Raw genomic sequence first — 14,168 nt, 5'->3', positions numbered from 1 at the left:
GCGTTATGGCAAGGAAGAGCAGAAAGAATCTCCCGCAGCAGGAGAAGATGCCGGACTCCCATTCCGTCAGGACATTTTCCGCGGCGATCTATGTACGGCTGTCCATAGAGAACAGCGGCAAGGATGACGAGGGGGATTCCATAGAGAACCAGACCGGGATCTGCCGGGAGTATATCGAGGCGCGGCCTTACTTGAATCTGTACGGCATTTATTCTGATAATGGGGAAAAGGGATGGAAGTTTGACCGACCGGGATTTACCAGGCTTATGGATGACGTAAAGGCCGGAAAGGTGAACTGCATTGTGGTAAAAGATCTGTCACGCTTTGGGCGTGATTATATTGAGACAGGGAATTATTTGGAAAAGATCTTCCCGTTCCTTGGAGTACGGTTCATTTCTATTACGGACCGTTTTGACAGCTTTGCCTGTGATGACGCGGAAAGAGCTTTGATGGTTCCGCTGAAGAACATGGTTAATGATGTCTACGCGAAAGATATCAGCAGGAAGATTGTTACCTCATTCCGGCAGCGGCAGGAGACAGGGGATTTCCTTCCGGCGAATCCTCCCTACGGATATATCAAGTCCAAAGAGCGGCAGTTCCGTTATGATGTAGATGAGAAGACCGCGCCGTATATCCGGATGCTGTTTGAGTGGAAAGCGGAGGGCGTGAGCCATGCGGAGATGGCAAGACGGCTGAACGAGATGGGCGCTGTCACGCCCGCCAGGCGAAAAGTTGAACTGGGTCTCTGGCGCGCGGAGAAATATAAGCATACTGTCTGGGGCGGCAGGACGCTGATCGATATCCTTACCAATCCGGTCTATACAGGGGCGCTGGTCTATGGAAAGATGCCGAAGGCTTTATATATGGGGATCCGGGGCCGCAGGGCACCGAAAGAAGAATGGCGTATCCTGGAAGGGATGCATGAGCCTATCGTCAGCAGGGAGTTGTTTGATAAGGTACAGGACATCTTTGAACAGAACCGGAAGATTACCAAGGAAAAGTATGAGGCGAACGCGAAGAACCGGGAAGGCGTGGAGAACCGCTTCAAAGGAAAGATCATCTGCGCCGACTGCGGGAAGATGATGCGTTATGCCAGAGGATATTCCAAAAAACGGGAAAAAATGTATGGAACGTATGTCTGCGGCGGATATATCGATTCCCATGGGGCGAAATGTTCACGTCACTATATTTACGCAGTGGATGTGGAAGAGGCTGTGTACGCGGTGATCCAGGAACAGCTGAAACAGGCGGAGGATATGAAACAGGTTAGGGATCGGCTGAAAGGAGGCATCGGCGAGAGAAACCGTCTGGAAGCGTTCGGCGCGCGGATCAGCAGGCTGACGCAGGAGATCGCAAAGGTGAACGCCAGACGGCAGGGGCTGTATGAGAATTTTGTCTCCGGGATGCTGGATGAAACGGAGTATCAGTACGCCAAACAGGAATATGACAAGCGAATGGCCGGGCTGAACAGGGAACTGGACGAAGCCAGGAGTGAGAAGGAACAGTTTGAAGCAGTTTTTTCCGGCGGCGAATGGCTGAAGAATATCCATACGGCAGCCGGCGCGGAAATGCTGACGGACGAGATGATCCGCGGCTTGGTAAAAATGGTGAAGATCTATGAGGACACCCGTGTGGAGGTTGTATTAAACTATTCCGAGGATCGGGAGAAACTGGAGGCTGTGCTGAAAGAATTGGAGGCAGAATATGGTGATCGCTGAATATATCCGGCTGTCTCAGGCAGACCGGGACGTGATGAAAAAGGAAAATAAGACGGAGAGCGAGAGTATCGCGCACCAGAGGGATCTGATCCGAGGATATATCCAGTCCCATACCGATCTGAAAGACTGCGAAGTCCGGGAGTTCTACGATGACGGCTACAGCGGAACAAATTTCCGGCGTCCGGCTTTTGAACGGCTCCTGGAACAGATCAAGAAAGGCGCGGTAAACTGTGTGATCGTGAAAGACTTTTCCCGTTTCGGGCGTGACTATATCGAGCTGGGCGACTATCTGGAACGGATCTTTCCGTTCCTGGGAGTCCGGTTTATTTCGGTAAATGATGGTTATGACAGCAATGATTATAAAGGAACTACAGGCGGACTGGATGTGGTGCTGAAGAATATCGTATATGATTTCTACAGCAAGGATCTGTCTGTGAAAGTAACGACAGCGAAGCGGGCGAAGATGAAGCGGGGAGAGTACATCGGCGGTCATGTGCCTTTCGGACTTGCGAGGGATCCGAAGGATAAGCATAAGCTTCGCATTGATCCGGAAGCCGCAGAGGTGGTCAGGGAAATCTTTGAAGCGGCGATCGGAGGGATGAGACTGGTGGAGATCGCCAGGATGCTGAACGGGAAGGGATATGAAACCCCTTCCCAGTATTTCCGGCGGAAGCACCCGGATAAGAAAAACTTCAGAAATACATCAGATCAGGCCGGCTGGAATCACAATTCTGTCAGAAATATCCTGAAACAGGAAATGTATTACGGTGCGGTTGTGGGACATAAACGTGAAGGGATAGGCGTTGGCTGGAATCATTCCGTGGCGGTCCCAAAGGAAGAGCAAGTAATCGTTGAGGGAAAGCATCCCGGAATTGTCACAAAGGAAGAGTTTCAGAAAGCGCAGAAGATTTTCCGAAAACGGGGGGAGACAAAGCGTGTCGTAGAAAAGACCTATCCCTTGTGGCGGAAAGTGAAATGCGGTACCTGCGGGCGTGCGATGCCGCTGAAAAGCGGCATCGTCAAAGGTGTAGAGTATCGGTATTTTTACTGCCCGTATGCCGCGGCCCAGACAGGGGATGGAGGCTGTACGAAGGAATTTGTGAGAGAGGATGCATTGAATTCTGTAGTCTGGGATTCCATAAAGGGCTTTCTTTCGGCGGCTGACGATCTGAAGGCGAAGATCCTCAGGCGGCAGACAGCCTCAGAAAGAGATCATGCAGAGATAGTAAAGGAATTGGCGGATCTTCAGAAGGATAAGGAAAAATGCGAGGCAGAGCGTTTCGTCAATATGGATCAATTCCTGGCTGGGAACCTGGATAAGTCGGTTTACCAGAAAAGGCGCGCTGAGCTGACAAAGGAAGCGGAGCGGCTGGATGTAAAAATCACTGAGTTGGAGGCAAAGCTGCAGGAAACGGAACTTGTTCAGGATGAAGAAACGAGGGCGGCGCTGGAGACGGCGGAGCGCTTTTACGGCGCGGAGGAACTTGACCAGGAGATTGTGGATGCGCTGATCGAGAAGGTGATGGTGTATGATCCGAGACATGTGGAGATACGGTGGAAGTTTTCGGATGAAGTCATAAAAAGGATATTGGATTGAGGGTATGGAGTCGGCTGGAGAAATCTGGCCGACTTTTCCTTTTGCAGATGTTCAGAATTACAGAATTATGCTACAATAAATTGAGTTATAGGTTAAGTAATTAAGAAAGATAGCGGAGAAAAAATGTTAAAGAACAATATCGAAATGGATGTAAAGAAGAGATGTATCGAGAAAGCGATTACGCAGGCCAAAACTGCAGAGAATATTGAGATATCATCGTTATATGTGAATAAAACTATTCGTAATAAAGAGCAGATTATGAATAAGATGTTTTGGCTATAATGGAAAATTTTGGATTTGATGTAGAATTGCATTATGTGAAGCGGTAATCCATAGGGAAACTTTTTACGGTAAAGAATCATTAATCATTGAATCTGTTGGATTTATATAGAATTTTGTGCGAGAAATAATCTGGGTTAAGAATAAAATTGAGAGGAAGGTAGACACATGAGTGTTGGGCAGATTACTTGGGAACAATTCATTACGAGCAATAATGATGCACGTGGTGTGAGGTACAAATTTGAAGATTTGAGTAGACAATTATTTACGTATGAATTCCTTTCTCACAATATTTTGTGTAAATATGTGCATAGTAATCCAAATAATCCAGGAGTCGAGTCAGAACCTATATTGGATGAAGTCAATAATATATATATTAGTTATCAGGCTAAATTTTTTGACAATGATGTTGACTATAACCAAATCAAAGACTCGGCAGAAAAGGCGGTTAAACATTATAAGGGAAAGTTAGATCGCATTTATTTATTTTCTAATAAAGCACTAACAACTACTTGTGATAGCTATAAAAATATTGAGAAATTGTTAAAGGATGCTGAAATTGTATTACAGCCGATAACAGATACAACTATACTTGATCTTGTTCGAAAATATCCATTTTTGGGAAAATACTATTTTGATGATCATGGAATCTCACATGAATGGTTTGTAAACAATGCATCTACAATAGTTAATATTCTTGGTGAGCGTTTTAATGCCGATTTTAATGTTGACACAGAGGCATCAAGAAATCTATCTGTATTCTTGCATGATCAGAGTGCATTAGATAATTATAATAAGAAAAAAAGAAGTCTTGTTGAAGATATTGCGACATTACGTTGGGAATTTGTCAACGATAATTTATATAAATATGCACGAAAACTTTCAAAATTTATTGCTACAATACCGGATGTGAAATTTAATACGATTCATGAAGTTGAAAATTGGCAAGGACTGATTTTAGAAGAATTTGAATCTGAGATATTTGAAATTGAATCCGAAATTACGGATGTACAAATTAAGTATGAAAAAATAAAAGAAAGTAGTAAAAACAAGTCGGCAGAACTGAAAAGATATCTTGAAAAATTAAATAAACTTAAAGAACTGTTTTATAGACTGGAATTATCGGATTACGACAAGGAACTGCTTAATAACAAGATTTTAATAGTTGTGGGGAAAGCTGGTATTGGTAAAACACAACTTTTTGCGAATGAATCAATTTCGTTACTTAACGCAAATGAGAATGCTTTGTTGATTATTGGAAGTGAATGCCTTTCGGATATCAATATATTTGAACAGTTAAAAAATAATTTGAGATTGGATTTTGAATTTGAGGATGTTATTGATATTTTAGAAGTGATTGGTGAAACAAGTGGAAAAATAGTTCCAATTCTTATTGATGCGTTAAATGAAAGTTGGAAACCGCAATTGTGGAAATCTGTATTACCAATATTATATAAAAAAATAAGTGATAAGAAGTACGTTCGTTTGGCAGTTTCGTTCAGAAGTGAATATCAGAAATCTATCCTGCCAGAGCGATTTCTTGAATGGGATAATGTTGTAAAAATAGAACATATGGGGTTCAGAAGCAATCCATTTGATGCTGCAAGAAAATTTCTTGGTTATTATGGAATACAGTTTACTCCATTGCATATGTTTATTAGCAATATTGAAAATCCTTTATTCTTGACGCTGTATTGTAAAACTTATCGTGGTGATGAAGCGGAGTTGCCGGTATTATATGACAGACTTCTGGAAAATGCAAATGATAAGCTTCATATTAAACTGGCAAGACCTATTGAAACAGCAGGATATGATCAATCAGATAATATAGTTCTGTCTATAGTGGAAGCTTTATCTAAACAGACTTTACTTACGGGAAAGCGCCAATTTGAAAAAGATGAGATAGAAGCGATGCCAATTTGGAGTACCTTAGGATTGGCAGCCAGACCTTTTATTACACAACTCATACGGGAAAATATTCTTCACGATTATGAATTGAATGGAAAAAACTATGTATATTTTTCTTTTGATCAGATGAACGACTATTTCTCGGCAAAGACAATTATTTCAATGTTTCAAAGCGAAGAGGAAATTAGAAGATATATCAGTGAAAACGTATTGAAGATTATAGACGGAAAATTTGAAAATTGGGGAAGTGAAGACTTGTTTGCACATATTTGTGCATTATATGCTAAAAAATTTGGGGAAGAATGCATTGATATTATACAAACTATCAATGACGAATCGGCTAGAAGGGATTTGTTTACAATTTATATTGAGTCCTTTGAATGGAGAAATAAAATATATTTATCTATTTCAGAATTATTGAATCTTTGTAATGAGTATTCTGTAGAAACGTCTACTTTATGGAATGCTTTTATAAGCAATTCGGTAAAAAAAGATCATCTTTTAAATGCAGATGTGTTGCACAACGTATTGAAGCAATATTCACTTCCCAAAAGAGATTATCTTTGGACAACCTTTATTAATGAAAGATATTTAAAGGATGATCGTATTGTTCAATTAATCGAACTCTATAGCAAAGGGGAAGAGCTAAAGATTTCAGATCATCAGCAAATCAGATTATTGTTGACGCTGTTTTCTTGGATACTTACATCTTCAAATCGTTGGCTTCGTGATACAACATCGAAGGCGATGATTGAAATTTTAAAAACTCATTTTGCATACACAGAATATCTTTTAAAAAATTTTTCTGATGTAAATGATCCATATGTAATCCAAAGGCTTTACGGGGTTGCTTTTGGCGCTTGTGTAAAACGTAATTGTGAAAATAAAGAAATATTTAAGGCGTTGGTTCGTTTCGTGTTTGAAGAAATTTTTAATAAGGATAATATATATCCAGATATTTTATTGAGAGATTATGCAAGACTTATAATTGAGCGATATATGATAGAGTATCCGGATGAACTTCAAAATTATGATTTTGAAAAAATAAAACCGAAGTATAAATCAACACCTATTCCAGAAATTGATGACCAGAAATATTCAGACAAAGATTATTCAAATGGATTATTCTATATACAACATTCCATGCGGTTTGAAGGGATTGGCATGTATGGAGATTTTGGTAGATATGTTTTTCAACGCGCATTACGATATTTTGATGTAGATGATTATAAAATATTCAATTACGCCATGTATTATATTATCAATGAATTAGGTTATCAAGGAGAACTGTTTGATGATTATGATAGAAGTGTGGGGCGTTTTGCATATAATAGGCATTATGTGTCAAAGATAGAACGTATTGGAAAGAAATATCAATGGATTGCTATGTACAATATCTTGGCTCGTATATCAGACTATTATCCTATGAAAAACCAATTTTCAATGGAAGAAGAGGTTAAATCATATGATGGTCCATGGGAGCCTTATGTAAAAGATTTTGATCCGACCTTGAATATACATAATTTATTATGGGATGATGCCCCATTTTTTGCGCAAGTCAATGACCATATAAGAGAGGCAGTTCAGGAAAATAATTGCGTAAAAAATGATCCTTCATTTGATGAGGATGAATGGATAAATTCTAGTTCGATTTTCTTTAGATATCAGAAGGAGGATTTATTACTAACTGACGATGAGGGTAAGCAGTGGGTTGTTCTATCTAAATATGCTGATACCGGCAGAGATGATTTAGCATATGACAAACTAATGGTGTGGAACTGGCTATATGGGTATTTTGTTACGGATGAACAATTGGCTATATTAAAAGAATATGCGGAGAAAAAAGTGAATCTACTTAATAGTGATATTACAGGAATTCCAGAAACATATACTCTGTATAACAGGGAGTATCCATGGTCAAGCGGCAGTAAATCTCTGTTAGATTGGCAATGGAAAAATGTAGAAATAAAAACTGGTGAAACTAAATGGGTTACTAATACAGTTGAGGAACCACAGTTTTCTTGGTTGGATGCATTGTTGAAGAAATACTCAGGTGAAACTGATTTAGAGAAGATAGAGCCTGAACCGGAAATGAATTTTGATGCGGATTTTGAAATCCCGACAGCTATTAAAACGTACACTAGAAAAGAGCCGGTGACAATAGATTTGGGTAGGATTTTGAATACTACGCAAGATTTGCTATGGGAGGAAGAATATGATGCATCTAAGGCAGATGCGGTTTCATATTCTCATCCATGTGCAGAAATTATTAAAACTCTCAAACTAAGTCAAAAGAAGTATGATGGATATTATTGTGATAATAAAGGTGAACTAATAGCTTTTGATACTGATTTGACTGAGCAAAAAGCGGGATTAATTATCAGGAAAGATGCCTTGGATAAATTTCTAAATATTAAGCAGTTTCATTTAGTATGGTTTGTAAATGCATCTAAAGAGATTCATGACAAAACTCTTATGATTACTAAATATAAAGATTGGTCAGGGTTATTGGAATATACTGGAGATACTGCACAGGGAGAATATTATACTGTAGAGCCTTAGAAGATAGTATGTGAATGTTGCGGACAATTATTAGTCGATTTCAAATCAATAAAAATTTAATTTGGGGTTTTGTAAGTCATAATATAAAAATAATTATGTGGGACAGGAATAGTAGTCAATTCACTTTTGTGTAAAGAATATGTTAGCTGAGAAATGATTGATTAAAATTTATTGTCCTTATTGACAATACGCTGACGAATGTCATCATGTGGGTGCAGAGAGCTACCAGAAGATTATGCAGTATTTCAAGCCAAAGTTCTGGCTGGGAATGACTGCTAGTCCGGATACTAATCAGTATGATATCTATTCGATTTTTGATCATCATATTGCCTATGAAATACGTCTTCAGCAGGCTCTTGAGGAAGATTTACTGTGCCCTTTCCATTATTTTGGAATTACAGATTTGGAAATAAATGGAGAAGTATTTGATGATAATGCGGGCGTAAAGAACTTTTCGAATCTGATTTCTGATGCCCGAGTCGATTATGTGATTGACAAGGCAAATTATTATGGATTTAGCGGAGACCGAGTAAAAGGGCTGATTTTCTGCAGCCGAAAAGATGAGGCAAAAGAATTGTCGAAAAAGTTTAATGAGCGTGGATTGAGAACGGAGGTTCTGACTGGAGAAGATACTCAGGAACGACGTGAAAGTGTGATTGCCAGACTGACAAATGATGAAGATGGTGAGGATCAGCTGGATTACATTTTTACCGTAGACATTTTTAATGAAGGTGTCGATATCCCGGAAATCAATCAGGTTATTATGCTAAGACCGACTCAATCTCCGGTAGTGTTTATACAGCAGTTAGGGCGAGGACTCAGAAAATATGAAGGAAAAGAATATGTAGTGATCCTTGATTTTATTGGGAATTATATGAACAACTTTATGATTCCTATCGCATTGTCTGGAGACAGAAGTTATAACAAAGACGCGATGCGCCGTTACATTCGGGAAGGAGCTAGAGTGATTCCTGGAAGTTCCACCATTCACTTTGATGAAATTTCAAAAAAGAGAATCTATGCGTCTATTGATACAGCAAGAACCAATGATATGAAGCTGCTTAGAGAATCTTATAGAACTCTGAAATATAAGTTGGGAAGAATTCCGACTATACGCGATTTTAAGAAATTTGGCTCTGTGGACGTCACAAAAATTTTTGAAAAGTGCGGATCTTATCATAACTTTTTGAAAAAATATGAAACAGAATATCATGTGCATTTGACGAATCAGGAAGAAATTATAATAGAGTATTTTTCAAAAAAACTGATAGCTTACAAAAGAATTCATGAGCTGGAAATGCTGAGAATGCTGATCAGTAGGGAAAATCGTCTTCTGCAGTATCAGAAACTCCTGCAGGAAAAATATCATGTGGGCATGAATGAACAAGTAGAGAAATCGGTGATCCGCAATTTGAAAAATCAATTTCCGAAAGAAGAAGAGCGCCGTAAATATTCGGACTGTGATCTGGTAGAAAAAAACACAGATGGAAGCTATTCTCTTTCCTCAAAATTTCAGAAGGCACTCTTGAATAAAAACTTTAGGCAGATGATCTTGGAATTACTGGATTTTGGTATAGAACAGTGGAAGGAAAAGTATGGACAAATTTATAGAGAGACCAATTTCACGTTATATCAAAAATATACATATGAAGATGTATGCCGTTTGCTTAACTGGAACAAAAACTTAAATGCGCAGAATATTGGAGGCTATTATTATGATAGTGAAACGAAGACGCTTCCTGTATTTATTAATTATCACAAAGCAGAAGATGCAATTGCTTATGAAGATCGATTTGTTTCGGAGGGGCACTTAATTGCACTTTCCAAACATCCAAGAAAAATTACATCCAGTGATGCTGTTCATATTTACAAGCAATCCGAAGAGGATAAAAATAATCGTATTTTCCTTTTTGTCAGAAAAAATAAGGATGATAATGAGGCAAAAGAATTCTATTTTTTGGGAGAAATCTTTGCAGAGGGAAATCCAAGACAGATTTATATGGAAAAAACAAAGGACAATGCCTTTGAGATAGACTATCGATTAGATGTGCCGGTAAGAAGTGATATTTATGATTATATTGTGAGTGATTGATGGTAAAAAACGTAAGAATAACAAAAAGAAACAGAATGGAGAAATGTGATGAAGACTGTACGTGTAGTAGCAGCGGTAATTAGAAAAGATGATAAAATTTTTGCCACACAAAGAGGATATGGAGAATTCAAGGACGGATGGGAATTTCCTGGAGGTAAGATTGAGGAGGGAGAAACACCTGAACAGGCCCTTGTCAGAGAAATCAAAGAAGAATTGGATACAGATATCAGTGTAGGAGCACTGATTGATACGATTGAATTTGATTATCCAAACTTTCATCTTTCTATGGATTGCTTTTGGTGCGAGATTGTAAAAGGAGGATTGGAATTAAAGGAGCATGAAGCGGCAAGGTGGTTATCAAAAGAAACATTATACAGTGTAGATTGGCTACCTGCAGATGTAGGATTGATTGAAAGGATAAAAAAAGTATTGTAAAAAGCTTTGGATAGAATAAGAAAATATAAAAAGATAAAAAAGACTTTGCCAGCTCGTAGAATGAAAATTAGAAGTAGGCAAAGTTTTTTTACATCATATGAATTTTTGAAATACGAAAAAATGAATTACATTATATGGGTTATTATCCGGTAAAATGTAATATACTATTACTGATATGAAAAAATATATTGCATATTATTAAACTAGGAGGTATAATATATACATGATACAAAAGGAAGGGTGCTTTGTTATGAAAATTCAGGCCGTTTTGATAGATGGATTTAAAAATCTTTCGAATGTAAAAATTAGTTTTGATAATATCACAGCTTTAGTAGCGCTTAACAATTTTGGGAAGTCAAATGTCCTTGCTGGAATTGATTTTGGATTAACATTTATTAAAGCTAAAATGGAAGATAAGCCTGATATGATGTCCAATTCTAATTTAATACCGATTAATTGTTTCATGTTTGGTAGAAATTATAAATTTGAAATGGAAGTTTTGACTGAATTGGCTAGTAAGGAATATCGCGTATTATATGGTTATGAGTTTGCTTGGAAGTGTGATGAAAATGCGAAACCACAGATTGTATCTGAATATTTGAGGATAAAGTTAGAGGATAAAGGTCAGAAATATACGCAATTAATTAATAGGAATGTTCAAAGGGCATTATATAAAAGTTCTGAAACAGGTAGATGTTCATCTAAAATAAATGTTGAGTCAACAGAACTTGTTGTAAATAAGTTGCGAGCGTATGATGAGTTATTCTATGCTGAGATTATTAAAAAGTTGAATAGCATGAGATTTTATATGGAAAATAATCTAGATGCAAAAAGTTTTTATCAGCCGGATCCAATTATACGCAAAGGTTTAGAAGACATGGCTGTTGATACGGAAAGCCTTCCACGTGTAATATATCAATTACAAGAAAAAAATCCAAATAAATTTGCGTTATTAAAAGCAGTATATAAAGATTTATTTCCAAATGTTGAGGATATTATTGTAAAGCAATACAAATTTAATGGTGGTGATGGTGGTAAATTGCCAGATGATGCTCCATTTATAATAGCAAATGCAATACATGTTTTATATGTTAAAGATAAAAATTTAATTCATCCAATTGATTTTGCAATGATGTCAGACGGTGCGAAACGTGTATTCATGATTCTCGCAAGAATCATCTTGGCGAATGAAGGAAATGTTTCTTTGATTGCTATTGAGGAACCGGAGAATTCTGTACATCCAAGTTTATTTCAGGCATATATTCAAATAATTAGTCAGTTGTTGGACGACTGTAAGATAATAATAACAAGCCATTCTCCTTATGTTGTGAGTTATTTGGATCCTTCATGGATACATGTGGGTGTAAGTCATCAACCAGGAATTGCAGAATTTTATACATTGAAAAAATCAGGACAACGATTATTACAACAAGACGCTATTGATTTTAAAATGAGCATAGGAGATTATTTGTTTTCAATGTTGGCTGATGAAGAAAGTAAGTGGGAAGATTATCTGGAGTGTGATGTACATGAATAAATGCCTTGTATTATTTGTTGAAGGGGATACGGAGGTTGAATTTTATAAACGTGTATTATTAAATGCCAGACAGAAACGTCCACAAAAAAGGTTTGATATTAGTATTGAGTGTAAAAATGTCAAAGGTGTCGGAGGATTTAAAAATATAGCTTTAAGAAAATTCATAAAAGAAATAAAACCCAAATATGGTGAAGAATGTGAATTTAGTATTGCTTTATGTAGGGACACAGATGTTTTTGAATTATCTCCAAAACCTCCTGTAGATTGGGGAGAGGTAGAGAGTACTTTTAAAGAGTACGGAGTAAAAAACGTTATTCATATAAAGGCAAAGCAATCTATTGAAGATTGGTTTTTGTTTGATACGGAGGGAATAATATCATTTCTTCGTTTGCCAAAGAAAACAAAAGTATCTGGCAAAAATGGATATGACAAATTAAAAAAGCTATTTAGAAAGGCGAACAATATGTACTATAAAGGAATGAAAAGCAATGGTATGATTGAACGCCTAGATATTGATAAAATAGTACAGTGTATTCAAGAAGAATTGGAACCTTTATACAATGCACTTGAGAATTATTGAAAATTGGAAAGGGGGGATGAATTCGGGATTGCAGGTGAATGCGGCAACAAAAAAGCTGAAGCGGCAACTTCAGCTAGTTGTTAATGACCTTTTTGATCATTAGATAATTTAACCATATCTAATTTATCATTTATCATTCGATATTACAATCCCAAAACTGTTGTTCGAAATCGTGAATTTCAAAGTGGGTCATTCTTTGTTTACATATATAAATATTATGAATAACAAGGAGTATAGAAAACTATGAAGTTAAAAGCTACAAAACAGTCAACGACCGGATTAAATACAGAGTTTGTTAATATTGATTCGGGGAGGCATGTATCATTGGAACATGCGATAAAACAAATTGAAAAGGGAAATCCCAATTATCGACAATATCAGACTGTAAATTTGCCAAATGGAACAAAATATATTCGTTCAAAAGCAGATGGGAATGAACGAAATAATATTGAATAGAGGTGAGAGAAATGATAATACAAAAGCAAAGAATCAATAATGTTGCCACATATATGAAAAGGCTTGGAGACATAGATCAGTTTTATATCTGTGTAAAAAATTCTTCTAAAAATAGAGATATTTTAAAAGAAAAAAATATATGTATGAAAGTTGAAAACGGAATTAAAGTGATTCCTCGTCCAATAGGGCCAGTTACTCGTTATAATGCTGACGGGAAAAAAGTAGTAAGGAAAGATTTGGATAAAGAACCTAGAATTATTGAACATGATTTCCATATAATTGATTGGCATGGGCAAGATCACTATGGGACATGTTACCAAACTAGAATGTGTTTTCCAATACAAACGGTATTGCCTCCATGTGAAGAAATAACTATTGATGAAACGATTATCCGTTCAGAAATATTACGAAAAAAAGATTATGATAGGATTAAACATGTAATTAATATGTTTTTAGAAATTTTTGGAGTATGTGAAGTTGTAGATGCTAATTTGCAATCAATTAGTACTACAACAATAAAACATATACCTTGGAAAATATTACCTCCGGGAAAATATCCATGGGAAAAAGCTAAAGAGTACCTTAAAAATTATTTCAATAGCGTTCCTGAGAGTAAAATAAAAACGATACAAAAAAGACATAAATTCTTAGCGAAATATGAGCCGGATTTTGTGGCAGTTGGAGAAGAAAGTTTTAATGGATATGTCGTCTACGGTTATACAGAAAGAAATGTATATTATTTCGAATCAAACGAGCCTAATAATGCAACGTATGTTTTTAAAGGAGAATGGGAAGATGCATCAAAATTAACCAAACGAGATATTATCATGGGAAAATTATGTTATAAAAGATTAATTCATACAAAAAATTGGGAAAATAATATTTCTATGATCATGAATGTGTTATAATTCATCAGGAAAGTATCAGATTCAGAGCGGAAAAAGAGCAGTCCTGAGTAAAGCGGAACTGCTCTGAATGTGATTCTTTCCAATTGTACCAATTCG

General features: G+C 36.9%; 9 protein-coding genes and 1 pseudogene. All 10 read left to right on the top strand.

The window, feature by feature from the left end; translation table 11 throughout:
* Positions 1-5: 5 nt before the first annotated feature.
* The 10 genes and pseudogenes from B5E64_RS14005 to B5E64_RS13960 all read left to right on the top strand — a co-directional run bounded on the left by B5E64_RS14005 (position 6) and on the right by B5E64_RS13960 (position 14,072).
* Positions 6-1,718, top strand: a complete 1,713-nt coding sequence (locus B5E64_RS14005; protein ID WP_087169083.1) for a recombinase family protein — start codon at positions 6-8, stop codon at positions 1,716-1,718.
* On the top strand, positions 1,705-3,315 hold the full coding sequence (locus tag B5E64_RS14000; RefSeq protein WP_087169082.1) for a recombinase family protein: 1,611 nt from the start codon (positions 1,705-1,707) through the stop codon (positions 3,313-3,315). The genes B5E64_RS14005 and B5E64_RS14000 overlap by 14 nt, the downstream gene beginning before the upstream one ends.
* A gap of 447 nt (positions 3,316-3,762) precedes the next feature.
* Positions 3,763-8,064: a hypothetical protein gene (locus B5E64_RS13990; RefSeq protein ID WP_087169081.1), complete on the top strand. Its 4,302-nt coding sequence runs from the start codon at positions 3,763-3,765 to the stop codon at positions 8,062-8,064.
* Positions 8,065-8,269: 205 nt separating this feature from the next.
* Positions 8,270-8,338: pseudogene (locus B5E64_RS18660) on the top strand (hypothetical protein); the annotation flags it as partial.
* Entirely contained in the window at positions 8,333-10,156 is a 1,824-nt protein-coding gene (locus B5E64_RS13985) for a DUF3427 domain-containing protein (RefSeq protein WP_275532824.1), read from the top strand. The pseudogene B5E64_RS18660 and the gene B5E64_RS13985, both read left to right, overlap by 6 nt.
* 48 nt (positions 10,157-10,204) lie before the next feature.
* Positions 10,205-10,591 (top strand): (deoxy)nucleoside triphosphate pyrophosphohydrolase, encoded by a 387-nt coding sequence (locus B5E64_RS13980; RefSeq protein WP_076778137.1) that lies wholly within the window; start codon positions 10,205-10,207, stop codon positions 10,589-10,591.
* Between the two features lie 223 nt (positions 10,592-10,814).
* Positions 10,815-12,128, top strand: a complete 1,314-nt coding sequence (locus tag B5E64_RS13975) for an ATP-binding protein (protein WP_242943661.1) — start codon at positions 10,815-10,817, stop codon at positions 12,126-12,128.
* Positions 12,121-12,708, top strand: coding sequence for a hypothetical protein (locus B5E64_RS13970; RefSeq protein WP_087169079.1), 588 nt, complete (start codon positions 12,121-12,123; stop codon positions 12,706-12,708). Before B5E64_RS13975 ends, B5E64_RS13970 begins: the two co-directional genes overlap by 8 nt.
* A 243-nt stretch (positions 12,709-12,951) precedes the next feature.
* Entirely contained in the window at positions 12,952-13,164 is a 213-nt protein-coding gene (locus B5E64_RS13965; RefSeq protein WP_076778133.1) for a DUF3892 domain-containing protein, read from the top strand.
* A gap of 2 nt (positions 13,165-13,166) precedes the next feature.
* A complete protein-coding gene (locus B5E64_RS13960; RefSeq protein WP_140398864.1) occupies positions 13,167-14,072 on the top strand; it encodes a hypothetical protein in 906 nt (301 codons plus the stop codon).
* The last annotated feature ends 96 nt before the right edge of the window (positions 14,073-14,168 follow it).

The organism is Drancourtella sp. An12 (genome assembly GCF_002160935.1).
Lineage (GTDB): Bacteria > Bacillota > Clostridia > Lachnospirales > Lachnospiraceae > Sellimonas > Sellimonas catena.
The sequence above is the reverse complement of the archived record's forward strand: the minus strand, read 5'-3'. Positions and strand labels throughout refer to the sequence as shown.

Coding starts and splice junctions, on each gene's coding strand:
- B5E64_RS14005 (WP_087169083.1), top strand. CDS start 6: ATGGCAAGGAAGAGCAGAAAGAATCTCCCGCAGCAGGAGAAGATGCCG.
- B5E64_RS14000 (WP_087169082.1), top strand. CDS start 1,705: ATGGTGATCGCTGAATATATCCGGCTGTCTCAGGCAGACCGGGACGTG.
- B5E64_RS13990 (WP_087169081.1), top strand. CDS start 3,763: ATGAGTGTTGGGCAGATTACTTGGGAACAATTCATTACGAGCAATAAT.
- B5E64_RS13985 (WP_275532824.1), top strand. CDS start 8,333: ATGACTGCTAGTCCGGATACTAATCAGTATGATATCTATTCGATTTTT.
- B5E64_RS13980 (WP_076778137.1), top strand. CDS start 10,205: ATGAAGACTGTACGTGTAGTAGCAGCGGTAATTAGAAAAGATGATAAA.
- B5E64_RS13975 (WP_242943661.1), top strand. CDS start 10,815: ATGATACAAAAGGAAGGGTGCTTTGTTATGAAAATTCAGGCCGTTTTG.
- B5E64_RS13970 (WP_087169079.1), top strand. CDS start 12,121: ATGAATAAATGCCTTGTATTATTTGTTGAAGGGGATACGGAGGTTGAA.
- B5E64_RS13965 (WP_076778133.1), top strand. CDS start 12,952: ATGAAGTTAAAAGCTACAAAACAGTCAACGACCGGATTAAATACAGAG.